The organism is Solibacillus silvestris (genome assembly GCF_051967575.1).
Taxonomy (GTDB): Bacteria; Bacillota; Bacilli; order Bacillales_A; family Planococcaceae; genus Solibacillus; species Solibacillus silvestris_B.
This window is the reverse complement of the sequence record NZ_JBQCJW010000003.1, coordinates 118,242-143,453: the sequence shown is the minus strand read 5'-3', so window position 1 is coordinate 143,453 and position 25,212 is coordinate 118,242. Positions and strand designations below refer to the sequence as shown.

The following is a 25,212-nucleotide window of genomic DNA, read 5'->3' as shown; positions in this document are numbered from 1 at the left end:
TTATGAGGAGTTTCTGTTCCTCATAACCTTCTTTTTATTGTTCAGGTGTACGTACGATTAATACATCACATTTTGAATGGCGAACGATCGCCTCAGTGTTTGAGCCGATGAAAATCTGTTCCATCGCATTTAAGCCTGTCGCGCCACAAATGATAATATCTGCTTTCACATAGTCAGAAAGCTTTTTTGCCAAAACAACTTTTGGCGTTCCTTTTGCCAAAATTTTATTGACATTATGAATGCCTGCTTCATTTGCTTCCAATTCATAGCGGTCCAATAAAACTTCGCCATGCTTGCGGATTAATTCAACCATATTATCATAAAGCATATCAAAAGATGTGGAAATGCTCGTATCGATTACGTGGATAATATGCAGCGTAGAGTCGACATTGCGTTTTGCCACGTCGATTGCTTTCCGAAAAGCGAGTTCTCCTAAATCTGAACCGTCTACTGCAACTACGATATTTTTATAATGATTTGCCATACGGAATTCCTCCTTCACGATACATTTCATTATACCAAATAAATGGTTGATATCATAATAATGGAATAATTCTTGTAGGACAAAAAAGAATTTCCGAAACTTTTCCGAACAATTTGCTGTTATTTAATCGGTAAAATTTTTAAAACTTTTTGAATACGGTATGCGAAAAATCCTGCAAAAATAGCTAGAATAATATCTTTTGGCATCGGCGGCAGCATCCAAAGCCACGCCAATTTAAAAGAAAATCCTTCTGGAGCGGATGCCCATAATGTATAGGCGAAATACATCCAAGTTGTCCCTAAAATATAATTGACGGCCATTGCGATAAGTGCAGCAATAATATACGCGAGTCTCGTTTTATATGTTTCGGCAATTTTCCCTGCAATATAGGCGCTCACGATGAAGGTAACGATGAAACCGAATGTTGGCAGTAAAATAGCCGAAAACCCCCCTGTGAATTTAGAAAACACCGGTGCTCCGGCAAGTCCGATGCACATATATACAGTACATGCAATTGCCCCTTTTTTCGAACCGAGCACCAAGCCTGCCAAAATGGCAAAAAAGGTTTGCAATGTTATCGGCACACCGCCAATTGTTAAAAATGGCGCAAACGATGTAATATTCGCCCCAATCATAATCAATGTCGCAAAGAGAGCACTGTAAATCAGGTCAACCGTTTTAAAGCTTTGAGTGTTGGGAATAGTTTGCATAGAAAAACTCCTTGTTGTTAACTTTAGTTTTATATTGGTTAACGTAAATATAATTTGTATTCTGTTTTGTGTCAACTTATTTTTTGGGGTCAGGTTAACAAAGTGGCGGGAAATTATTTGTATAACGTAATGATATATTGGATAATCGCCTTTTTCGATTTTTCCCTATTCGAAATAAACCTGTTTTTGGTTAACTGATCGAAAAAGGTTTATAATAATTGCAACCACTAAAGAAATGAGGCGAAAACATTGACGGAGATAGATCATAATTTTGGTTTTCGTTTTAATAATAGCTATTTAAAGCTGCCGCAGATTTTTTATTCCAATGTTGAGGCAAATGAAGCTGCAGCGCCATTAATCGTTATTTTCAATCGCACGCTTGCAGAAAGCCTTGGTTTGCATGTACAGCAATTAAGGGAGCATGGAGCAGTGATTTTGGCGGGTCATGAAATGCCGGAAGACGCAGCGCAAATTGCCCAAGCTTATGCAGGTCATCAATTCGGGCATTTTAATATGCTTGGTGATGGGCGGGCATTGCTTCTGGGCGAGCATATAACATCTGATGGCGAGCGTGTGGATATCCAGCTAAAAGGATCGGGACGCACTCCGTATTCGCGGGGAGGCGATGGACGGGCGGCGCTTGGACCTATGCTGAGGGAATTTATCATTAGCGAAGCGATGCATGCACTTTCGATTCCAACAACTAGAAGTTTGGCTGTTACAACAACAGGAGAAGTGATATACCGGGAAAAAGCATTGGAAGGTGGGGTTTTGACTCGTATAGCTGCCAGTCATTTACGAGTCGGCACTTTTCAATTTGCAGCGAGCTTCGGTGAAAAGGATGAATTAAAAGCTTTAGCCGACTATGCAATTGAGCGGCACTATCCAGAGCTTCAGAAGACCGAAAATCGCTATATTGCTTTGTTGGAAAAGGTAATGGAAAAACAGGCGGAGCTCATCGCAAAATGGCAGAGCGTCGGTTTTATCCATGGTGTAATGAACACTGATAATATGACGATCAGTGGTGAGACGATCGATTATGGACCATGCGCATTTATGGGTACATTCAATCAGGCGGCGGTATTTAGTTCAATCGATAAACAAGGCCGCTATGCGTATGGCAATCAGCCGCCTATTGCTGCATGGAATTTAACCCGTTTTGCCGAAAGTCTGCTGCCGATCATCCATGACGATGAAGATGAAGCAATTCGTTTAGCGCAATATATCATTGGAAAATTCCCGTCTATTTATGAGGCGTATTATTATAGTGAAATGCGTGAAAAACTTGGAATCCTTACGATTGAGGAGCAGGATGAAGCGCTAATTTTACAGCTGCTCGATTTGATGGAACAGCATGAGGCAGATTACACGAAGACATTCCGTGCATTAACGGAAGGACAAAATCCAAATAATGCGTTATTCCAATCTGAGGCATTTCGGCAATGGGAGCTTAAATGGCACCAGCGCCTGGAACAGCAAGGCACAACATTGGAAGAAGCGAGAGGCTATATGGCTAAAGTCAATCCAATCGTCATTCCGAGAAATCATTTAGTTGAACAGGCGCTGGACGAATTTTTGGAAAATAAGCCGGATTTATTTTTGCAAATGCTCCAAGCCGTCGCAAATCCCTACCGCTTAACAGATCCGAAATTTACCGAGCCCCCGACAGACGATGAACCGCCATTTGTCAGCTATTGCGGCACATAAGTTTTACACCATAGTATTTTGCTATGGTGTTTTTTTACGTAATTTTCCAGTATGATGTAAGCAATATTAAGACGGGTTGGTTCCAATAATGATTCATCATAAGCTGCCCCTTAACCTTTAGTATCAATCGTTCACTATACTGTTTGCTGTAGCGAATTTAAAAATAAATAATATTATTCTCTCTATTTTGAACAATTTCTCGGAAAGGAAGCGTCTAAGCTGTAGGATGGAAAAGAGGTGAGTGGCCGTTGGAGCGAATTGTAGAACAATATGGAGAATATTTGTATCATTTCAGCTATTTGTATGTTAAGGATCGCCAGCTTGCCGAGGAAATTACGCAAGACGTATTAATGAAGTTTGCCGCGCATAAAGAGCAATTTCGCAGCGATGCTTCACTAAAAACATATTTAACGCGCATTGCGATCAACTGCTGTCATGATGAGCTGCGCAGGCAAAAGCGCAAATCATATATCGCAAAATTAATGCCATTACGCAAAAGCGAGCCATCATGCGAGCAGGCATATTTGGCGGCAGAAGCATCCACCGCGTTAAAAGACCGTGTTTTTGCGTTGCCGGTGCATTATCGGGAAGTGATTATTCTGTTTTACTATGAAGAATTTGATGTAGCCGAAATAGCCGATTTGTTAAAGACATCACAAAACACTGTCCGTACAAGAATCCGCCGGGCAAGGGAGCTGCTGAAAAACGATCAGGAATTGGAGGAGCTATTTTATGAAGGAATTTAAAAATCAGCTGAAGCAGGAATTGAAGCACGATGCGCCTTTTACAGATGAACTCAAACGGCGATTGCTGCAGACGAAGCGGAAACCGGAAAAACGCAATTGGCAAGTACTCTCTGTTTCAGCTGCAATATGCTGCCTTATCGGAATGCTGGTGTTTGCGCAATTATCGCCTCAGCACAATGTCCAAACGGCAAATGAAGGGGGAACATTATTGCCGATTATTGAAGATGTCAGCGGCTTGGAGGTGATTGAACCCCGGAAAGCTTATTTACTTGGTGAACAATGGATGCTGCACTCTTTCCCGATGGTAATCGATCAAGATGCACCGATTACGTACGGGGATTATGTAGCTTACTATACGCCTGAAGGAATCATTGTATCGACAGTGCTCGGTTTAGCGGATGACTCGGTGACAATGGATGAAGGGCAAATCAGGGTAAATGGGACGGTATTAACTGTCCGGGGCCTTGGAGAGAAAATAGGGGAAGAAGAAAAAAAAGACCCATTTAAAAACCCGTATTATTTTTATGAATGGGGCATCAAATTCACGCCTTTTGCCAATGAAACGATAAATACCGGTAAAGATGAGCTGCTTGTTTATAATAATGAAGATTATCAGCAACTGTTAAAAGTCAAGAATGCGCAATTAGCGGGGAAGGTGACGGCCATTCAAGCACCAGATGAATTGGCGCTTACATTAACGCCGGATGAACAGGCCGTATATGAGGCATTTAAGACGGATTATGATCTGGAGCGGCTGCGCACCGTCTCACCGATTGCAATTACAAAAATGTTTTTATTCAGTGAAATTGAACAAGATTATGAAACATATGAAGCCCTTTTTACAAATGTTGAAAATAAACATACACTTGAAGTAAAGCGGCATTATGAAAAAACAAAGGCTGTGCGCCAACAGCTATTCACACCGGAACTGAATCGTTTAATGATTGCAGCTGGCTTTAATGGAGTGGAGCAGGCTACTTTTGAGCAGCGTTCTGAAACGGAAGGCTGGGTTGTTTTTACAGGTGAAAATGGACTGCCAGCAAGTGCGGGAATGGAAAAAAACGAGCAGGGCATATGGCAGCCGTCGTTTAGCCGTGCCGTTTATATTCCGGTTGAATAAAGGGAAAAGCAGAAACGCCATAAAACGTTTCTGCTTTTTAAAATTATGATAAGCGCCCTTTATAATCCTCATAATGGAATGTACGAATGACTTTCATGCCTTCTTCGTCATTATAAGAGCAAATGCTCGGCAAGTTTACGCCATTGAACATATGCGTTTTCACCATCGTATAATGCGCCATATCCGTAAAGACTATTTTGTCGCCTGCTTGAAGCGGCTCATCAAACGAGTAATCGCCGATAATATCGCCCGCCAAGCATGTCATACCACCTAGACGGTATGTATACGTTTTTTCATTTGCCTCACCCGAGCCGATAATATGGGCGCGGTATGGCATTTCTAGTGTATCCGGCATATGGCAAGTCGCCGAAGAATCGACAATTGCAAGCTCCATGCCGTTATGCACGATATCAAGCACTGTTGCTACTAGATAACCTGTATTCAGTGCAATTGCTTCACCTGGTTCCAGGATTACCTTCACATCATAAGTTTCCTGGATGCGGTTGATCAAGCTTACTAGCAGCTCGACATCATACCCAGGTTTCGTAATATGGTGGCCGCCACCGAAGTTAATCCATTTCATCTGATGTAAGTACTTCCCGTATTTTTCTTCAAAATGAACTAAAATACGTTCCAATACTTCCGCGCCTTGCTCACACATCGCATGGAAATGAATGCCTTCAACACCGTCAAGCTCATCCGGACGGAATGACTCCACCGGAATTCCTAAACGCGAGTTAATATAGCAAGGATCATATAGTGGTGTTTCCACTTCTGAATAGCCTGGATTTACACGTAAACCAATTGAAATATTTTTTTCGTGACTTAACACTTTGTCTTTATATTTATTTAACTGATCAAAAGAGTTAAATACAATATGATCGACATATGTTAAATACTCATCTATTTCATGTTCTGCGTAAGCAGGGGCATATGCATGTACTTCCTTGCCGAATTCTTCAAAGCCAAGGCGTGCTTCAAATAATGAAGAAGATGTAATCCCCGCCAGAAACTTCCGCGCCATCGGAAATGTTGACCACATAGAAAAGCCTTTAAGTGCAAGTAAAATATCGCAATTCGTACGATCTTGTACGGATTTTAACAGTTTCAGATTACGCTCTAGTAATCGCTCGTCAACAACGAAGGCAGGCGATGGTGCCTGTGACCAGTCGATGCCTGTTTCTTTTGCAAGAGCAGCCGCCATCACTGGTTTTTTCGTGTTTTTAATTTCTGCCATTATGCTTTTTCTCCAGCAGTAGTGAATTCCAGGTCGATCAGTTCAGGGTTTTCTGTTTCGTGCCATGGTAATCCCCATTTATTTAACGCATCCATGAATGGGTCCGGATTAAAGTCTTCCACATTCCATACACCTGGTTTTTGCCATTCGCCGTTCATTACAAGCATTGCGCCGATCATTGCCGGTACACCTGTTGTGTAAGAAATCGCCTGTGAGCCGACTTCTCTGTAACATTCTTGGTGATCGCATACATTGTACACATAGTAAGTTTTTTCTTTGCCGTCTTTAATACCGCGAACGATACAGCCGATGTTCGTTTTACCTTTTGTAAGTGGACCTAATGTTGCAGGGTCTGGTAAAACCGCTTTTAAAAACTGGATCGGCTGAATCATCTGCCCTTGGAATTCGATTGGTTCGATTGAAGTCATGCCAACGTTTTCCAATACGCGTAAATGCGTTAAGTATTTTTCGCCAAATGTCATCCAGAAGCGGATTTGTTTTAAACCTTTAATGTTTTTCGCTAAAGATTCCAGTTCTTCATGGTAAAGAAGGTAGCAATCTTTTTCACCGATTTCCGGTAAGTTGTACACTGTTTTATATTCTAAAGGCTCCGTTTCAACCCACTCGCCTTCCTTCCAGAACCGTCCGTTCGCCGTAATTTCGCGAATGTTGATTTCAGGGTTGAAGTTTGTTGCGAATGGAAGTCCGTGGTCTCCACCGTTTGCATCAACGATATCGATGTAGTGAATTTCATCGAAGTGATGCTTTTGTGCATGCGCTGTGAATACGCCTGTTACACCTGGGTCAAAACCTGAACCTAGAAGTGCAGTAATGCCCGCTTCTTCAAACCGCTCTTTATAAGCCCATTGCCATTTATATTCGAATTTCGCAGTATCTAAAGGCTCATAGTTTGCTGTATCAATATAATGAGTCTTCGTTGCCAAACATGCATCCATTATTGTCAAGTCTTGATATGGTAAAGCTACATTGATTACCACATCTGGTTTAAATCCATTGATTAGGTCAATTAGTTCCTCAGTGTTATCCGCATCCACTTGTGCTGTATGGATAATCGTTTTCCCACCATCTAATTTTTCCTTTAAAGCATCGCACTTAGATTTTGTTCGACTCGCGATCATAATCTCTTCGAATACTTCTGAGTTTTGCACACATTTGTGTACGACTACGCTAGCAACACCGCCAGCACCAATAATCAATGCTTTACCCAATTTCTTGTCACGCTCCCAATCTGTAATTTTTTTTTGCTTCGTTTTGAAACAAGATTGATTATATAGAATAGTGCGTGACTTAGCAATTATGTTTTCGTATTTTTTATGCATTTGAGAGAGAAATAAAAAACATGCAAAATAATTCCATTTTGCATGTTACTGAGGGGAATTGATATTTTCGAGCAATAAATAATAATAGCGTAAATTAGCTTCTGAAGATTGGATGGCTGCATAATATGAATAAATCTTAAACAGAAATAAACATGAAACGACAGCACTTAAAATAAATAGCGGATGTTTTAGACGATTTGGCTTTGTCAACGTGAAAAATATTGCAAAAACGATGAAGAATAAAATGTAACAGCTATACATAATCAACGGAAGGAGCTTGCTGTTCGTTTGCTCGACGATATCTTTGAACAGCAATAAAGCTTCGTGTGATTTTTCGGATTGTTTAATTTGCATAAATTGGTCTTCGTGCTGCAAATTCCAAAAGGTTTTTCCGTTCTGCTCGATGATTTCATAGTGGAATTGAAGCGCTTGCCCCTTTTCGCCGATCATTGCGTAACTATGAGGTGCGATTAAAAGATTACTTACTATAAGGACAAGCGAAATTCGAATGATAGTAGACATAGCGTACCTCTTTTGTAATGGATTACCAAATTAACGTAATTATACTATTATATTCATGTAAAGCAAGCTGGGTAAATCCTGCGAAAACGGAATTCACTGGACGGAATTGCTATTTTATCGTTTGTTTTTGCAATAATGCATCCCGATTCGTCACGGCATCGACTGCTTCGTAAATTGTACTTTCGAAGTGATTTACTTGAAGGGATGTCACACCTTGGATTGTTGTTCCCCCTGGTGAACAGACTTGGTCAATTAATGCCCAAGGATGTGTATCGGATTGCAATACCATTTTTGCGCTCCCTAATACGGAACTTGCCGCAATTTCGAGTGCCATTTCTTTTGTCATACCTTCACGGACGGCTGCGCGGGCCAATGAGTCGATATACAAATATGTGAAGGCAGGGGAAGCACAGCCGATTGTTGTGAATATGGAAAATAAATTTTCGGGCAGCTCGACAATCGTGCCTATTGTGGCAAACAGCTTTTCAATAACTGTTTTTTGTTTTTCGTTTGCGGTAATTGTCGAGTAGCAGCTTGTGGAAGCTCCGATTGTGGCGTTTATATTCGGCATGACACGAAAAATGGCCGTCTTTGCCCCTAGCTCATTATGTAAATAATCAAGCGTTTTCCCTGCTGCAATGGAAATAACAATATGGTCGTCCCGTATAAATTGTTTCATCGTCGGCAATAATGCATCAAATGTTTGTGGCTTAACTGCAACAATGATGACTTGAACTTGTTCCATTAACTTTTCAATCGACACGGCGGTTTGGATTTCATATTTATCGACGAGAATATTTGTTTTTTCTCGGCTGCGATTTATTCCATATATATCCGATGCGTTGAATTGGCGACTTGTAATCATCCCATGAATAATCGCGGTAGCCATGTTTCCGAGTCCGATAAATCCAAATTTCATATTATATATCCTTCTTTCGTTTATTAAAAATGTGCATAGCGCTTAGTATACAGCACTGCTATATCAAAGCAAATAGAATGGTTTGAATGTTTAATTAAAAAAATTCACCATCTTTCTATTTAAGAAAAATGATGAATAGCTGCTTTCATATTAAATTTCATAAAAAAAACGCGTTTTTAATGCCGACCGGCCAATCGACTAACTGATCTTTATCTGTCTTAACTTCCAACACCAATATTTCGTTTTCAATCGCCTCCAGCAACCAGTCACTATACAATAACATTGGTTTTTCGTTTTTAACCAACGTTTTCAATTCATTGTTTGTAATGGATAGAATTTCATATTCACATGTAATATGGATGTGCTGAGGCACTACTGTTATTGCACCGATTTTAATCGTTCCGGGAATCGTACCTTCAATTTTAACAATATTTGTCGTAACTACTTGTTTTTTATAATCGACGATCGTTTCCGTCACGAAATCGAATTTCACAGGGTATTCTGCATCGTTTACAATTGCCGTGCTCCGACTTACGACACTTATCGGCAAGTTTTCCAAAGACTTTTCGAAACGATGCTTAAACTCTAAAAGAACATTTTCGGATAGTACCACCATAAAATAAATACACTCCCTTTTTAAAAATAATGCAGGTTATTTACTTCAGAGAACGGGAACATTGAATTAGAAGCAGAATTAATTGTTATTATTTTCATATTTACTTAGTACTTAGTATATACCTTTTTTTATTATTGTAAATTAATACAAGCGGAAATTTTGTGAACATATTGTTGGAATATGCAAACAACGTTAAAATAAATGCAATGGATAAAGTTGCGATAGCATAACTTTGTCGTTGATGGAGTGATATTATGAAAGAAAATAAAAGTAGCGGGCGCCAAGGGAAAGTGATTTTATTTCCGGGGATGATGGAACGATTGTTAAATGAAGCAAAAGTTTTGGCTGAAAATCAACATTATGAAGAAGCGATTGAGCTATTTGAACAAGCTCTCGAATTAGGAGAGGGGGATGAGATTTCACTTAGCGTTTTTGCGTATTCATTATATGAAGCGAAAAATTTTGAACGGGCTAAACAAGTTTGCGAAGAGTTATTGGCAATCGGGCCGAATATGTATTTTGAAGTGATGGAATTGTATTTGACGATTTGCATGCAATTGCGCCAATTCAAGCAAGTGGAAAAAATTATTGAATCATTATTTGATGAAGAATTAATACCTGATAATGAAACGGAAAAATTTGAGCGCCTAAAAAATTTGAATGCCCATATTGCCGAAAATCAGGAATCCCAACTCGAAACAACCGTTTTGGACGATGACGATGAGACGGGTTCTTTCGAATTGAATGCAGGTGAATTTTTACGGCTGCCTGTGCAGGAGCAATTGTTGAAAATCCATGAGCTTACAGAAAAAAATGTACGTCCTTTTGCGGCGGAAATTAAAGCGATTATTGAATCACAAGGCATACACCCATTCATTTTGAGTTTGCTGCTTATATTGCTTGTTGAGCAGGAGGTTAACATGAATATAAATGTCGCAAAGTTTGATGAAGTCCGGCAAGTCAACCCAGTTCACTTGCCTTTGCCGACAAAGCTGCCGCAATATGAGGAAGTTGCTTCGATTATAATGGAGCAGCTAGTACAGGAGCCTTCCACTTTGGAATTTGTCCAGCATTTAATGGCCAAGCATTCGATTGTCCTTTATCCGTTTGAATGGGCCTACTTCGGCAGTGAAGACATCGCTTTAAGCTATATTAATTTCGTTAAATCGATGTTCGGCGAAGCGAGTGAAACCGATGATGAAGCAGCTGTTTTTTTACAGAACTTAGAAAAAATATCGGATTTGCAAGAGTAGTGAAAAAAGTTGAAACATTGAGCATCTATGTTATACTAAAATGGTTGTCAAACAATATATATGACGAGTTTGTTTATTCAAACGAATGTTAACTTTGGAGGTAATATACATGTCAGTGAAATGGGAAAAACAAGAAGGTAACGAAGGTTTATTAACAGTAACTGTAGAAGCTGCAGAAGTTGATAAAGCTTTAGACCAAGCTTTCAAAAAAGTAGTAAAACAAATTAACGTACCAGGTTTCCGCAAAGGAAAAATGCCTCGTAATGTATTTGAAAAAATGTACGGTGTAGAAGCTCTTTACCAAGATGCTTTAGAAATCGTTATCAATTCTTCATACCCAGTTGCTTTAGACGAAGCTGGTATCGAGCCGGTTGACTATCCGGAAATCGCGGGTACTGAAAATTTCGCTAAAGGTGCTGACTTCACATACACTGCAACAGTTACTGTGAAACCAGAGCCGAAATTAGGCGAATACAAAGGTTTAGAAGTAACAAAACAATCTGCTGAAGTAACAGACGAAGAAGTTCAATCTTTAATCGACGCTCAATTAGCTAAAAAAGCTGAATTAGAAATTAAAGAAGATGAAGCAATCGTTGAAGGCGATACAGCTGTAATCGATTTCGAAGGTTTTGTTGGTGAGGAAGCATTCGAAGGCGGTAAAGGTGAAGACTACGCATTAGAAATCGGTTCTGGTTCATTCATCCCAGGTTTCGAAGAACAATTAGTAGGCGCTAAAACTGGCGAAACTAAAGACGTTTTAGTTACTTTCCCTGAAGAGTACCATGCTGCTGAATTAGCTGGCAAAGAAGCGAAGTTCGTAGTAACAGTGAAAGAAGTAAAAACAAAAGTATTGCCGGACTTGACAGATGAGTTCGCAAAGGAAATGGACCCGGAAGTTGAGACAGTAGAAGCATTACGCACTAAATTAAAAGAAACAACTTTAGCGAATAAAGAAGCGGATTCTGAAGCGACTTTACGTGATGAGCTAGTTGAAAAAGCGGCTGCAAATGCTGAAGTTGAAATTCCGCAAGGCATGATCAACACAGAAGTAGATCGCATGGTTCAAGAATTCGGTCAGCGTTTACAAATGCAAGGCATGAACCTGGACCTTTACTACCAATTCTCTGGCCAAAACGAAGAAGCATTACGCACACAAATGGCAGAAGAAGCTGCAAACCGTGTACGTGTATCTTTAGTTTTAGAAGCAATCGGCCAAGCTGAAAGCATCGAAGTGTCTGAAGAAGACATCAATACAGAAGTAGAAAAAATGTCTGCTCAATTCGGTATGTCAAACGATCAAATTTTAACTGCTTTAGGTGGTACAAAAATTCTTGAGAATGACCTGCGCACACAAAAAACAGTTGAGTTCCTAGTGGATAACGCTAAAATCTCTAACTAATTAAATTGGTCGAAATAATTTATACAAATCTGCGCTGCTTCGTTACTATTATGAAACATCAACATTGTAGACAATTACTAAGTTAATCGCTGGGCTACCGTCTAACAGGCATTAGTAAACTAGCAATGATTGAATTAAAGTAGGTTTTTGACAAGGTACGGACTTCCCGTGCCTTGTTTTATCACATAATCACTATAAATTTAAAATTTCATAAAGAGATTTGATTAATAATCAAATCTGCAAATTTTAATACATACATATGGTTGACTGGTTGTTAGATCGAGAAATGATGAAAATATACATTGAACTCCAATGTATATTGAATTGTTGGCGTAAAATTCACAGGACATAAAATAGGCTAGTAACAATATGCAATCAATTTATTTGATAAAACGATTAGAATCTTGTAAGATTGTTGCTTGAATAGGGGTGAACCAGATTGTTTAAATTTAATGATGAAAAAGGCAATTTAAAATGCTCTTTTTGTGGTAAGCCACAAGAACAAGTTCGTAAACTGGTTGCAGGACCAGGCGTATATATTTGTGACGAATGTATCGAACTTTGCTCAGAGATCGTAGTGGAAGAACTGGGAATCGAAGAGGAAATCGAGTTCAAAGATATTCCGAAGCCTAAAGAAATTTTAAATATTTTAGGTGAATATGTTATCGGACAAGAACGTGCAAAGAAGGCATTAGCAGTTGCTGTTTATAATCACTATAAACGTATTAATTCAAATTCGAAAATTGACGATGTTGAATTATCGAAATCAAATATTGTATTAATCGGCCCGACAGGCAGCGGAAAAACTTTGCTTGCTCAAACGTTGGCGCGCATTTTAAATGTACCATTCGCCATTGCCGATGCAACAAGCTTAACAGAGGCGGGTTATGTTGGTGAAGACGTCGAAAATATTCTTTTAAAATTAATCCAAGCTGCGGATTATGATATTGAGCGTGCAGAAAAAGGGATTATTTATATTGACGAGATTGATAAGGTCGCTCGTAAATCGGAAAACCCTTCTATTACGCGTGACGTTTCAGGTGAAGGTGTACAACAAGCTTTACTGAAAATTCTTGAAGGTACTGTTGCAAGTGTTCCTCCACAAGGCGGACGCAAGCACCCGCATCAGGAATTTTTACAAATTGATACATCAAACATCCTATTTATCGTAGGTGGGGCGTTTGACGGAATTGAAACGATTATTAAACGTCGTCAAGGCGAGAAAGTGATCGGTTTTGCTTCTACTCCGAATAAAGGCGTGGAAGAGGATGCATCAATTATGTCTCAACTGATTCCTGAAGACTTGCTGAAATTCGGCTTAATCCCTGAATTCATTGGTCGTTTACCAGTATTGGCGACGTTGGAGCAGTTGAATGTCGACGCATTAGTGCAAATTTTAACAGAGCCTAAAAATGCTTTGGCAAAACAGTATCAGAAGATGTTGGAGCTAGATAATGTAGAGCTGGAGTTTGAAGATGAGGCACTAGTGGAAATTGCGAAACTTGCAATCGAACGCAAAACAGGTGCCCGGGGTCTCCGTTCAATTATTGAAGCGACTATGCTCGATGTGATGTTTGAATTGCCTTCACGCGAAGACATAAAAAAATGTGTCATCACAGCAGAAACAATTCGCGACAAAGCAGAGCCGACTTTAATTTTGGATGATGGTTCTGTATTGACAAAAGATGATAACGAAAAAACTTCAGCTTAAGCATTAGCTGAATGGATTCCAATGATGCAGCTGACTTAGACTTCTTAAGCAAGTCCAAAGTCAGCTTTTTCTTACAAAAAGTATATACATATTGGTTTAATGATAGCCTCTTGCGAATGTCGCAGATTTTCGATGGAAGTTTTTCGAGTAGACTTGGAGAAATCTGGACACAATTACGATGAGGCGTAATTGATGAGTAAATAACACATACTTATAATGCGGGTTTTTTTAGATTTGGATGGAGGTGAATACCCGCGTGACGAAAAAATTAACAAATATGCCAGTTTTACCGTTAAGAGGACTTCTTGTATACCCAACGATGGTTTTACATATTGATGTGGGCCGAGAACGTTCAATTGCTGCACTAGAACATGCGATGCTTGGAGACAGCACAATCTTTTTAGTCACACAAAAGGACTTACGTGTTGATTCACCAGTAAAATCAGATCTTTACAATATAGGTACTTTAGCTAAAGTGAAGCAAATGCTGAAGCTTCCAAACGGCACATTACGCATTTTAGTCGAAGGTTTAAGCCGAGCGGAAATGGTACATTACAAAGATGCTGAAAAATTTACAATTGCGGATTTGGAAATATTTGAGGACGAGCAGTATAAAGATTCTGAAACGGAAGCTTTAATGCGCACGGTTCTATCTTATTTCGAAAAATATGCGAAATCATCAAACAAAATTACGACAGAAACAATCGAGTCCGTTCTCGATATTGAAGAACCGGGTCGATTAGCTGACGTGATTGCTTCCCACTTGCCATTTAAAATCAATGAGAAGCAGGAAGTATTGGCCATTACGAACATTAAAAAGCGTTTGGACCATTTAATGATTCGTCTGCATGATGAGCAGGAAATTTTAAATCTTGAGAAAAAGATCAGCACGAAAGTAAAACAAGCGATGGAACGCACGCAAAAAGAGTATTATTTACGCGAGCAAATGAAAGCCATCCAAACAGAGCTTGGCGACCGTGAAGGGAAAACGGGTGAAATTTCGGAGCTCCGCAAAAAAATCGACAGTGCCGGAATGCCGGAATCAACACAAAAAGTGGCGTTAAAAGAGCTCGACCGCTATGAGAAACTACCTGCTGCAAGTGCAGAGAGCGGTGTTATTCGAAATTATTTAGAATGGCTAGTATCGATTCCTTGGAACGAGAAAACAGAAGATCGCATCGATATTGCGTATGCGGAAGAAATTTTAAATCGTGATCATGATGGTTTGGAAAAAGTGAAAGAGCGCGTGTTGGAATATTTATCAGTACGCCAATTGATGAATTCATTGCGTGGTCCAATACTTTGTTTAGCCGGACCTCCAGGTGTAGGGAAAACGAGCTTGGCGCGTTCCATCGCGGAAAGCCTTGATCGCAAATTCGTCCGTGTATCGCTTGGCGGTGTACGTGATGAATCGGAAATCCGCGGCCACCGTCGCACATATGTCGGCGCAATGCCGGGGCGCATAATTCAAGGCATGAAAAAAGCAGGTACGACAAACCCTGTATTTTTGCTTGATGAAATCGACAAAATGTCAAATGACTTCCGCGGCGATCCATCTGCGGCAATGTTGGAAGTATTGGATCCAGAGCAAAACAATACATTCAGCGATCATTTCATTGAAGAGCCATACAATTTGCAGGATGTCTTGTTTATCGCAACTGCGAATGATTTAAGTACGATTCCTGCACCACTTCTTGATCGTATGGAAGTAATCAATATTGCGGGTTATACAGAGTATGAAAAAGTCGAAATTACGAAAAATCATCTAATTCCGAAGCAAATGAAGGAACATGGTTTGAAAAAGGCGCAATTATTAATTAAAGATGAAGCGATTACCGATTTAATCCGCTATTATACGCGTGAAGCGGGTGTCCGTGGTTTAGAGCGCCAAGTGGCAACAGTTTGCCGTAAAGCTGCGAAAAAAATCGTTTCAAACGAAAAGAAAAAAGTGACAGTCAGCTCAAAAATATTAATAGAGATGCTTGGTAAACATCGCTTCCGCTATGGACAGGCAGAAATGGAAAACCAAGTAGGTGTCGCTACCGGACTGGCCTATACGACAGTAGGTGGAGATACATTACAGATCGAGGTTTCATTAACACCTGGTAAAGGTAAATTAATTTTAACAGGGAAGCTTGGCGATGTAATGAAGGAATCCGCACAAATTGCGCTTTCATTTGTCCGCACATTAACAAACGATTTAGGCGTGGATGCTGATTATTTCGATCAGCACGATATTCATGTCCACGTTCCGGAAGGCGCAGTACCAAAAGATGGGCCGTCAGCAGGTATTACGATGACGACCGCTATTGTATCTGCAATAACTGGAAAAGCAATTAAACGCGAAATTGGAATGACTGGAGAAGTAACATTACGGGGTCGTGTACTGCCGATCGGCGGCTTAAAAGAGAAATCATTAAGTGCCCACCGTGCAGGATTAACGACGATTATCATTCCGCAAGACAATGAACGTGATATTGATGATATTCCTGAAACAATTCGTGAGCAACTCACATTTAAACTAGTTTCACAAGCGGAAGAAGTTCTTGCGCTCGCACTAGATGGAGGTTTTAAAAAGTAATGAAAGTCCATAACGTAGAAATGATCGGCAGCTTTGTCCGACCAGAACAGTTCCCGGAAGACGGGCTACCTGAATTCGCTTTAGCGGGTCGTTCAAATGTCGGTAAATCTTCGTTTATCAATCGTATGATTGGCCGTAAAGCAATGGCACGTATTTCGTCAAAACCTGGTAAAACACAACAGTTGAATTTTTATAAAATTGAAGAGCAACTGTACTATGTTGACGTACCAGGATACGGCTATGCAAAAGTTTCAAAATCAGAGCGCGCAGCATGGGGGAAAATGATCGAGCAGTACTTCATGGGGCGCGAGCAGTTAAAGGCGGTCGTATTGATTGTCGATATTCGTCATAATCCAACTGCGGATGACTGCATGATGTATGATTTCCTAAAGCATTACAATATCCCGGTCATTGTTGTTGCGACAAAGGCAGATAAAATTCCAAAAGGAAAATGGGATAAGCATAAAAAGCATGTACGCGAAACATTGGAAATGGACAAGCAAGATCCATTAATTGTGTTTTCTTCAGAAAAAGGCATCGGCTTTGAGCAAGCATGGGCCGAAATAGAAGCACGTATGTAATATAAAAGAACAACTTCGAATAGTCTCGAGGTTGTTCTTTTTTCATAGCAAGGAAATTAAGGAATATAGCATAGCGGTCAATTTTATCTATTTATAATAATTACTTGATATTTGCCGTGTTTTGCCGATAAGAATTGCAGGAGGTGTTACATTTGGATATTGCAGCTTTAGCAATGACGATGAAACAAGCCGAGTTGATGCAGAATGTTTCGTTGGCTGTTACAAAACAAGCGATGGAATTTCAGGAGCAAAGCGCGGAACAATTGCTGGAAGTCATTGACGCGCCACACCCAACATTAGGACAAACAATCGATATCTCTGTATAAAATTTAAAATCTATCGATGCGAACGCCCGGTAAATTTGGTAAAATAAAGTAGGTAATGCTGCATTTACTTTGATTATACAAATATTTTGGGCGTTTTATGACGTTTTATGAAATATGAATGAACGCAAAATCTATTTTGGCTTAACTATTACATAAACATACTATAGAAGGAGGCGAACCAATTGCTTAAAAAATTTGCCATATTATTTACAGCAATTCTATTGGCTTTAGCAATCTTTCCAACTGGACCACAAGCTGAAGCATCTACTACATACACATTTATGAAAGCCAATTATGATGAAACGCAAGATAAGAAAGGGAACGTCACACGTACGCTAAAGAGTGTTACATTGAAAAACAGCTCTGGAAAAACGGCTACATTCAATATTGGCAATACAGGAAAATATTATATTAACAATACGTTGACAAATATTGATGGTTTTAAAGCCGGTATGGATGTCACAATTAAATTAAACTTAGGCAAAATAACGGAAATGCGAGGTTCAACAAATGATGGGGACGGGTCGATTGTTGAAAATAGTAAGCAAGTTTCCGGTGCTGTCACACAAATCGACCCAAACGGCTTGCAAATCCGTGTAAAGGTTGATGGTTCCTCAACAAAAACCTATACCGTGACGAGCAGTACAGAAGTGTTTAAAGGGAATTCATCAGTGGATATTAGCACGCTCTATGTAGGTGACCAAGTGCGTTTGAAATTTGCGACGGCCAATACATCCCGCATCGCAGTAATCAATATTATGAGCACAGCCAATATGGTGGAAGATTTATATAAAGCGAATTTAAATTCGATTAATACGAATAAAAACACACTAATCGTAAATAATGCACATCCGATGCTAGATTGGCGCTTCGGAACTGAAACAACAAAAACACAAGCGACATTCAATTTCACAAATAATACAAGCATTTACGTTGGCAATAAAAAGATTTCAAAAAGCCAATTGAAAAACTACCGCAATAGCGAACTGTATTTCGTTACAAAAAAACAGTTCAGCAAAGAAGTTATTGATAAAATTATTGTCCTTGCAAAAAATGAGCGCACTTATTATCAGCCGATCACAAGTGTCAATATCGGTGTAAATGTGCTGGAATTGAAAAATTCATTAAAGCTAAGCTATCATAACGGTTCAATTTTAATCCGCAATGGGCGCTTAGTGGAGCCAGAAGGATTGATGGCATTGAATTTAGCCCAAACACCGATTTCTACAACGGCATTTGTCTTGACGGATGGGGCAACTAAAAATGACTATGCACATGTTGTGAATATTACGAACGACGCATTTTTGGCACCGAATTTATCAAAATACCAACTTTACTTTGGCAGAATCGATATTGCGGATTTAGATGCCTATCAAGTGGAATTATCAGATTTAGAACGATTCGATAATCATTTCTGGAATACAGACAATAACATTGCCGAATTTGCCTACAGCAATTCTACAATCGCTTCCGAATTAGACGGAACACAGCAATTTAAAGTCATCCCAGAATTGGATTTGGACTTGTACGATAATTATACAAACTCGCCCAACCCATATTACGGGTATTTCTATGTGAATAACGGACATATCCAAGGAATTCACTTTGTCCCGAATGAAAAGCTTGCCGCGTTAACATTGACAGGACGAGTAAATTCGATTAATTACAATACGAAGAAGATTTCTGTAGTAAATAGTAGCCAATGGGGGAAAGATGGTTATTGGAACTTCCGATACGGGTCACTCACATTGGATTTATCAAAAGCGATGATTGTTAAAAATGGTAAAGTGATAGAGATGAATGATATAAAAAAATCAGATCACATTACCGCAATCGCACGCTCTACATCCGATGTGTACGTATTAATGGTAAATGAATAATAGAATGGCATGCGGGGCAAGCTTCCCGCATGCCAATCAATCTTTATGGAAGACTTTGAAGCAATTATAAATACATAGAGAAATGAGGAACGGATTTGTGAGAAAGAAACTTAACTTAACAGCGCTATTGGCATGCTCAATTTTCTGTATGGCACTGCTGATGCACCCTTTAAAAAGTTCAGCACAGTCGATCGATTTGACGGGTGGAATTAAAAATGAATATGAATACGAAGAATACTTCTTTTTGACAGGAAAGCCGATTAAATTCACAGGTACGAGCAAAAACGTTTCCGTAACGCAAACGGAGCGCCAAGGGAAATTAACGGAAACGTATAAATTTACGCTAACAGGACAAAACGGAGAAAAATTGACACGCAACTTTACTTATACATATGATGTGACAAATTATGATCAAGTCGGTCAAAGTTCTGCGACAGGGAGTGTCACGAAGTTCACGGAAAAAATTACAGTTGGTGACCGCACATTCACATTGGCCGATTATCAACTTTCAAAAAGCACGATAACGGATAAACGCCCTGCATCCGACTATTATTCAGGGGAAGCAGTTGCACGTAAAACGTATACTGAAACAACAGGACGCGGAAAAGATGCGGCTACGAAAACAATTACGGTAGATGTAAACAGCCGCAATGAAGGCTATGAAAATTTCTGGGGAGCTACTGAAACGCAAATTACGGACTTTGAATTCGAATTTGAAGATGGCTCGATAGGGACAGTAACAAATAAAGTATCAACAGCAAAATCGCGCACACTGGAATACAACGAAAATGATGCTACATTATCAAGCTTCAATGGCAACTACAAAACAGTCAGCTCTGCGGATTCATTGTCAGAATATGAATACGACTTACCGAACGGCAGGGGGAAAGTAGCGAGCAATATCGATTATATGCCGAAGCTGGAAATGCTCAAAATACCGAAATTCCGCGACTTGTCTTCAAACTGGGCACGTGAGCAAATCGAAAAACTGTATTCGCTTGGAATTTTAGATGACCAATCGAACTTCTATTCACCAAATACACCGGTACAGCGCTATGATTTTGCGATTGCTATTGGTAAAGCGATCGACCTGCGTGTATTGGAAGAGCAAAATAATCGCCGCAATTCGGCACAGCCGGCTATTTTCAAAGATGTGAAACGTACAACGAAAGACTACAATTATTTAGTGGCGGCCGTAAATAAAGGGGTTATTAAAGGAACAACGCCGACTACTTTTGACCCGGACGGCTTCTTAACGCGTCAGCAGGCAGCGACGATTTTAGTGCGAGCGCTTGGCTTGGAAGGAAAAGCGCCAGACCCGGGCTATACAACCGAATACAAAGATGATTATAAAATTACGGATTATGCGCGCGATTCGATTTATGTTGCGACACAGCTAGGATTACTATCGGGCAGCAATGGCTATTTCAATCCGAAAGATACGTTGACGCGTGCGCAATCTTCAGCGATTATCGAACGATTTTTACGTTATTTGGAAACGGATTTAAAAGAAAACTACCGAGACAATATTCTGTTCTTTAACTAAGGAGTTGCAAACATGAATAAACCGAAGAAATTAATGGCAATGCTGCTTTCTTGTCTTCTTATCCTTTCAATAGCCTTCCCGTTCGGACCGATAGAAGCGGAAGCAGCAAACAAACAAATTTCGGATATCGCGAAAACAAACTCGAAATATAAAGCTGCAAAATGGGCAGTGGACAATGATTACATGCAATTATCCGGCGGGAGTAAATTCCAGTCGGGTACGCTAGTGATGGAATGGCAAATGCTGCAGTTTCTGGCGAAGCTTGACGGCAACTACCATTTCGATGCGAATAACAAAGATATGCTATATGAACATTACAGCAGTTTAAATATCCCTTTATATGGGGCCGACAATCCGTCAAAGCGCAATGCGAATATTTCGCGCGGGCATTTTGCGCGTCTATATGCTGCGGTAAATGGTCTTGACTTATCGGAAGTACAGGCAGTGCAATATTTATATATGAATGAAATTACGACAGGCACGACAGGCAAGCGCACATTTGAAGACTATAAACCGACACGCAATATTAACCGTGGCGATATGGCTGTATTTATGTACCGCATCAATCAGCAAGGTAAGATGGCGATTGAAGGTTTAGCGAGCGCGCCAGCAGGCAAGGACAACAATAAAATCACGCTGCCGACAAATTTTGTCGAAAGCAAAGATGGCACGGTGGCAATACCGACGACGCCGGGTAAAAATACGGACGATAAAAATAAGCGTCCCGATATTTATAAAGCGGTAAAGAGCATCAAAGTGGCGAATGAAGAATTAATCGCAAATGGCATTGATTCAACATTGATTACAATTGATTTGCGCGATAGCTATGGCAATGACATTTCATATGATGAGTCTCTTGCATTTAAAGTAACGTCAGTGGCAGGCGCGAAAGTTTCCGAGACGAACACGAGCACAAGCGGCCAATCGACAGTTGTGTATACAGATGGTCCACAGCTCAATGTATATGTCACAGCACCTTCTTTAACAAAGTCAGTAGTAGACACAATACGTTTTGAGATGATAGACCCATCAGAGAAGTATCACACATATAAAAACCAGGTAATCGAAGCTTCTGTGCGCTATGTGCCAAAAGCAGAACTTCGCATTACGTATGAAGTGTTCGATCCGGAGCAGACAGAATGGAATGGCGGAACGGTTGATCCGGGAGTGAAGCCTTTGCCGGCCTTGCCTCAAGGAGTTGTAGGTACGACAACAGTTCCGTTTACTCAAAATGGGATTATTACGATTACAGATTACGATGAAGATATTAAAGTGATGACGGGTTCGAAATGGGAATCGTATACAAACGCCCAAGGAGCATTGACACAAGGCGAGGTCACTTCTGATGAAATTCAATATGGAAATGCGGAGTTGAAATTAGAGGGCCAAATCATTTCAGTATGGTTATTCGAACAAATTTTAGAATACATGATTGAAGGTCCGGAAGGCGAATCTTCATGGGGCGGTTTAGGAAATGCAAAAGTAATGTATACGGTAAATAATGAAGGCCGTGCTACGTATGACTTGCAAGGTGTTATGAGTGAAGAGGATACGGTCGGCTTCAATTCCATGCTGCATGCCGTTATCATTTACTTGACAGGAAAGTTTTTGCCGATTGCCGATCAAATTACATTGGCGCATGAAGAATCGGTTGAAGTGATTAAAGCGATGTATGATCGTTTAGGACAAATCGACAAAAACCTATTGAAAAAAGACTATGCAGATTTAATCGGTAAACTGGAAGGCGCCGTTTCGAAAATTGAAGTATTGCTTGCAGGGAAAGAACTGCAGCAGCGTCCGGAAGGCATGGACCGCTATACGAAAGTGATCGTCAATTTAGTGGCGCCAAGCGGAGTTATCATTACCGATTATAAAGGGACAGTTGAAGTGACATTCAACGGGAAAACGCGTGTTGTGTCATTTGATACGAACACGAAAGATTACAATAACAATACAGGCAGCCGCGGTTCTGCTGTTGTTTACTTCGATGATATCCTATACGGCAATTCACAAGTAAAAGCGCGCCTGATCGACTTGGATCCGCGCTACGACAAAGTAGTTCAAAGCTTAAAAAATGTAACAGTTTCAGAAACAATTTTTGCAAATCCGCGTTTTGAAAGTAATTTATGCGCACTTGAATCGGAAGTTATGTTTGTAGTCGATCATTCCGGCTCGATGAAAGTGCGCGACTCGAAAAACTATACTGCTGACAAAGTGAAACAGACAGTTAAGCAAATCGGTGCGAACCCAAGCCATGTGTATCGCTTCAGCAATCGTCCTAACCATGAGGCGACAGATAAAGCAAATGTTGTTTCAAGCATTGATAGTTTACTAAGCTATAAAAACGAAAACCGATCTACGAATATCGTTTCAGCACTAAAAACAGCAGTCAATAACTTCACTTCAAACCAATATACGAACAAAGCAATCGTATTAGTAACGGACGGCTATTCGAACAGCAATGGTTTGGATGATGTCATTCGCAGCGCCAAAGAAAAAGGGATTGCAATCCATACAGTTTCTGTCGGCTCCTATACAACAGTTAACGAAAAGCTATTGAAAGAAATTTCTTCGGAAACTAAGGGCACATACCAAAATATTTCAACGATCGAAAATTTACATGGATCGCTGCAATCGATAATTACAACGATTTTATGTAAAACACCTGTTATGAACAACAGCTGTTTAGCAGGCGATACAATTTTTAATCGTACAGATGTGCGAATTGAGACACAAAAAGTTACGATTATCGCTGATGTGAATACAGGGTGCGACAATGTAAAAGGCGTGCGTGCAGTGTTCATTTCACCGAGCGGGGACGTCCGCTACGATCTTCCGGCACGCGGTTCTTCACGCTATATGCACCGACCGAACTTGTATGAGTTCCCGGAATTTGATCTGTATGTTGAAGTGGAATTCCAAGCGCTTGACCAATCCGGTAATATTATCGCAACGAAAATTCATAATATGTAAAAAAAGAGGCTCGCTGAATTAAGGCGGGCTTCTTTTTTAATCCGAATGATTGAAATATGTGTCGAACTTTGCTAAACTTACATTAGAATAATTCTAATTTAAAAATACTTTCATAGCATGTTCACAATATAGACGTGAATAATGCTTCCTTTATGCTACAATAGAATCTGTGAATTAGAACGTGTGAGGTGTGGGGGTTCATGCATACATTAGTAGTAGGCTTGAATTATAAAACGGCGCCAGTAGAAATTCGGGAAAAGCTGTCGTTTATCGAATCAGATCTTCCGAATGCTATGGAAGCGCTGCAACAACAAAAAAGCATATTAGAAAACGTAATTATCTCTACTTGTAACCGTACTGAAATATATGCGGTTGTTGATCAATTACACACTGGCCGCTATTATATTAAACAATTTTTGGCTAACTGGTTTAACATACCGATGGAGCAATTCGAGGACCATCTATTCATCCGTGAAGAAGATGAGTCGTTAAACCATTTGTTCCGCGTGACGGCTGGTATTGATTCAATGGTGTTGGGGGAAACGCAAATTTTAGGACAAGTAAAGAAAAGTTTCCTGCAAGGCCAGGAGCTTGGAACTACGGGTACTGTTTACAATCACTTATTTAAACAAGCGGTTACATTCGCAAAACGTGCCCACAGTGAAACAGCAATCGGGGAAAATGCCGTATCTGTTTCATATGCAGCAGTGGAGCTTGCGAAGAAAATTTTTGGTTCCTTGCAAAACAAGCATGTCGCTATTTTAGGGGCCGGTAAAATGGGGGAACTCGCAATTCAAAACCTTCATGGCAATGGTGTTGGAAAAGTGACTGTTATTAATCGTACATTTGAAAAAGCCCAAAATTTGGCATCGAAGTTTGACGGCGATGCAAAGGCTATGAACGAATTGCAATGTACGCTTTTGGAAGCGGATATTTTAATTAGTTCAACAGGTGCAACAAATTATGTCATTGACTATGATTTGATGAAAGATGTTGCGAAGTTCCGTAAGGGCGATCCGTTATTTATGGTCGATATTGCGGTGCCGCGTGATTTAGACCCGCGTATCGGGGATGTTCCGAACGTTTTCCTGTACGATATTGATGATCTGCAAGGGATTGTACAAGCGAACCTGGCAGAACGCGAGCGCGCGGCAAATGAAATCATGTCGATGATCAATGATGAAATTATTCAATTTAAAGATTGGTTTAACACGCTTGGCGTCGTTCCGGTCATTTCTGCCTTACGTAAAAAAGCGGCATCGATCCAAGAAGAAACAATGATGAGCATCGAAAACAAAATGCCGGATTTAACAGAACGCGAACGTAAAATTTTGAATAAGCATACAAAATCGATTATTAATCAATTACTAAAAACGCCAATCCTTCAGGCAAAAGAGCTGGCGAATGAGAAAGATGCAGAAGCACAGCTTGCATTATTCCAGCAAATCTTCGGGATTGAAGACCAAGTGCAGCAGCAAGTGCGCCATTTACATGCCGGAAAAGTAAAAAGCAATGAAAAAGTAACTGATGATAACTTAAATCCAGGTCTATCTTATTAATT

At 40.1% G+C, this 25,212-nt stretch carries 20 protein-coding genes; 13 read left to right on the top strand and 7 right to left on the bottom strand.

The genetic code is table 11. From position 1 onward, the window contains the following. Positions 1 to 34: 34 nt before the first annotated feature. The gene (locus tag ACTHOQ_RS03075; protein ID WP_440494199.1) at positions 35 to 484 is read right to left on the bottom strand and encodes a universal stress protein; all 450 of its coding nucleotides are present in this window, start codon (positions 482 to 484) and stop codon (positions 35 to 37) included. Between the two features lie 119 nt (positions 485 to 603). Further along, on the bottom strand, positions 604 to 1,194 hold the full coding sequence (locus ACTHOQ_RS03070) for a biotin transporter BioY (RefSeq protein WP_440494198.1): 591 nt from the start codon (positions 1,192 to 1,194) through the stop codon (positions 604 to 606). A gap of 249 nt (positions 1,195 to 1,443) precedes the next feature. Between ACTHOQ_RS03070 and ACTHOQ_RS03065 the strand changes: the two genes are divergently transcribed. From ACTHOQ_RS03065 to ACTHOQ_RS03055, 3 genes are all read left to right on the top strand, one after another. Next, positions 1,444 to 2,901, top strand: coding sequence for a protein adenylyltransferase SelO (locus tag ACTHOQ_RS03065; RefSeq protein ID WP_440494197.1), 1,458 nt, complete (start codon positions 1,444 to 1,446; stop codon positions 2,899 to 2,901). Positions 2,902 to 3,149: 248 nt separating this feature from the next. Further along, the gene (locus tag ACTHOQ_RS03060; RefSeq protein ID WP_440494196.1) at positions 3,150 to 3,647 is read left to right on the top strand and encodes an RNA polymerase sigma factor; all 498 of its coding nucleotides are present in this window, start codon (positions 3,150 to 3,152) and stop codon (positions 3,645 to 3,647) included. Further along, entirely contained in the window at positions 3,634 to 4,767 is a 1,134-nt protein-coding gene (locus ACTHOQ_RS03055; RefSeq protein ID WP_440494195.1) for a hypothetical protein, read from the top strand. The genes ACTHOQ_RS03060 and ACTHOQ_RS03055 overlap by 14 nt, the downstream gene beginning before the upstream one ends. A 43-nt stretch (positions 4,768 to 4,810) precedes the next feature. On the opposite strand, the gene nspC is transcribed toward ACTHOQ_RS03055, so the two are convergent. The 5 genes from nspC to ACTHOQ_RS03030 form a co-directional block, all read right to left on the bottom strand. Then, positions 4,811 to 5,971 carry a carboxynorspermidine decarboxylase gene (nspC, locus tag ACTHOQ_RS03050; protein ID WP_440494279.1) on the bottom strand — a complete coding sequence of 387 codons (1,161 nt, stop codon included), beginning with the start codon at positions 5,969 to 5,971 and terminating at the stop codon, positions 4,811 to 4,813. Between the two features lie 32 nt (positions 5,972 to 6,003). Beyond that, the gene (locus ACTHOQ_RS03045) at positions 6,004 to 7,233 is read right to left on the bottom strand and encodes a saccharopine dehydrogenase family protein (RefSeq protein ID WP_440494194.1); all 1,230 of its coding nucleotides are present in this window, start codon (positions 7,231 to 7,233) and stop codon (positions 6,004 to 6,006) included. Between the two features lie 156 nt (positions 7,234 to 7,389). After that, complete coding sequence (locus ACTHOQ_RS03040; protein ID WP_440494193.1) at positions 7,390 to 7,866, bottom strand: hypothetical protein; 477 nt, start codon at positions 7,864 to 7,866, stop codon at positions 7,390 to 7,392. A 109-nt stretch (positions 7,867 to 7,975) separates the two neighbouring features. Beyond that, positions 7,976 to 8,785, bottom strand: coding sequence for a pyrroline-5-carboxylate reductase (proC, locus tag ACTHOQ_RS03035; protein WP_440494192.1), 810 nt, complete (start codon positions 8,783 to 8,785; stop codon positions 7,976 to 7,978). A gap of 157 nt (positions 8,786 to 8,942) precedes the next feature. After that, positions 8,943 to 9,401, bottom strand: coding sequence for a hypothetical protein (locus tag ACTHOQ_RS03030; protein ID WP_440494191.1), 459 nt, complete (start codon positions 9,399 to 9,401; stop codon positions 8,943 to 8,945). Between the two features lie 254 nt (positions 9,402 to 9,655). Between ACTHOQ_RS03030 and ACTHOQ_RS03025 the strand changes: the two genes are divergently transcribed. The 10 genes from ACTHOQ_RS03025 to hemA all read left to right on the top strand — a co-directional run bounded on the left by ACTHOQ_RS03025 (position 9,656) and on the right by hemA (position 25,210). Next, positions 9,656 to 10,654, top strand: a complete 999-nt coding sequence (locus tag ACTHOQ_RS03025; protein ID WP_440494190.1) for a tetratricopeptide repeat protein — start codon at positions 9,656 to 9,658, stop codon at positions 10,652 to 10,654. 109 nt (positions 10,655 to 10,763) lie between these two features. Beyond that, a complete protein-coding gene (gene tig / locus ACTHOQ_RS03020) occupies positions 10,764 to 12,053 on the top strand; it encodes a trigger factor (protein ID WP_440494189.1) in 1,290 nt (429 codons plus the stop codon). A 439-nt stretch (positions 12,054 to 12,492) separates the two neighbouring features. Next, positions 12,493 to 13,764 (top strand): ATP-dependent protease ATP-binding subunit ClpX, encoded by a 1,272-nt coding sequence (gene clpX, locus ACTHOQ_RS03015; protein WP_440494188.1) that lies wholly within the window; start codon positions 12,493 to 12,495, stop codon positions 13,762 to 13,764. Positions 13,765 to 14,002: 238 nt separating this feature from the next. Next, positions 14,003 to 16,345, top strand: a complete 2,343-nt coding sequence (gene lon / locus ACTHOQ_RS03010; RefSeq protein ID WP_440494187.1) for an endopeptidase La — start codon at positions 14,003 to 14,005, stop codon at positions 16,343 to 16,345. After that, positions 16,345 to 16,926, top strand: coding sequence for a ribosome biogenesis GTP-binding protein YihA/YsxC (yihA, locus tag ACTHOQ_RS03005; protein ID WP_440494186.1), 582 nt, complete (start codon positions 16,345 to 16,347; stop codon positions 16,924 to 16,926). The genes lon and yihA overlap by 1 nt, the downstream gene beginning before the upstream one ends. Positions 16,927 to 17,078: 152 nt before the next feature. Then, entirely contained in the window at positions 17,079 to 17,252 is a 174-nt protein-coding gene (locus ACTHOQ_RS03000) for a YjfB family protein (RefSeq protein ID WP_440494185.1), read from the top strand. Positions 17,253 to 17,434: 182 nt separating this feature from the next. Continuing rightward, a complete protein-coding gene (locus tag ACTHOQ_RS02995; protein ID WP_440494184.1) occupies positions 17,435 to 19,132 on the top strand; it encodes a phosphate ABC transporter ATPase in 1,698 nt (565 codons plus the stop codon). A gap of 97 nt (positions 19,133 to 19,229) precedes the next feature. Further along, on the top strand, positions 19,230 to 20,678 hold the full coding sequence (locus tag ACTHOQ_RS02990) for an S-layer homology domain-containing protein (RefSeq protein ID WP_440494183.1): 1,449 nt from the start codon (positions 19,230 to 19,232) through the stop codon (positions 20,676 to 20,678). 12 nt (positions 20,679 to 20,690) lie between these two features. Further along, positions 20,691 to 23,651, top strand: coding sequence for a VWA domain-containing protein (locus ACTHOQ_RS02985; protein ID WP_440494182.1), 2,961 nt, complete (start codon positions 20,691 to 20,693; stop codon positions 23,649 to 23,651). Between the two features lie 200 nt (positions 23,652 to 23,851). Further along, positions 23,852 to 25,210: a glutamyl-tRNA reductase gene (hemA, locus tag ACTHOQ_RS02980; RefSeq protein WP_440494181.1), complete on the top strand. Its 1,359-nt coding sequence runs from the start codon at positions 23,852 to 23,854 to the stop codon at positions 25,208 to 25,210. Positions 25,211 to 25,212: the final 2 nt, after the last annotated feature.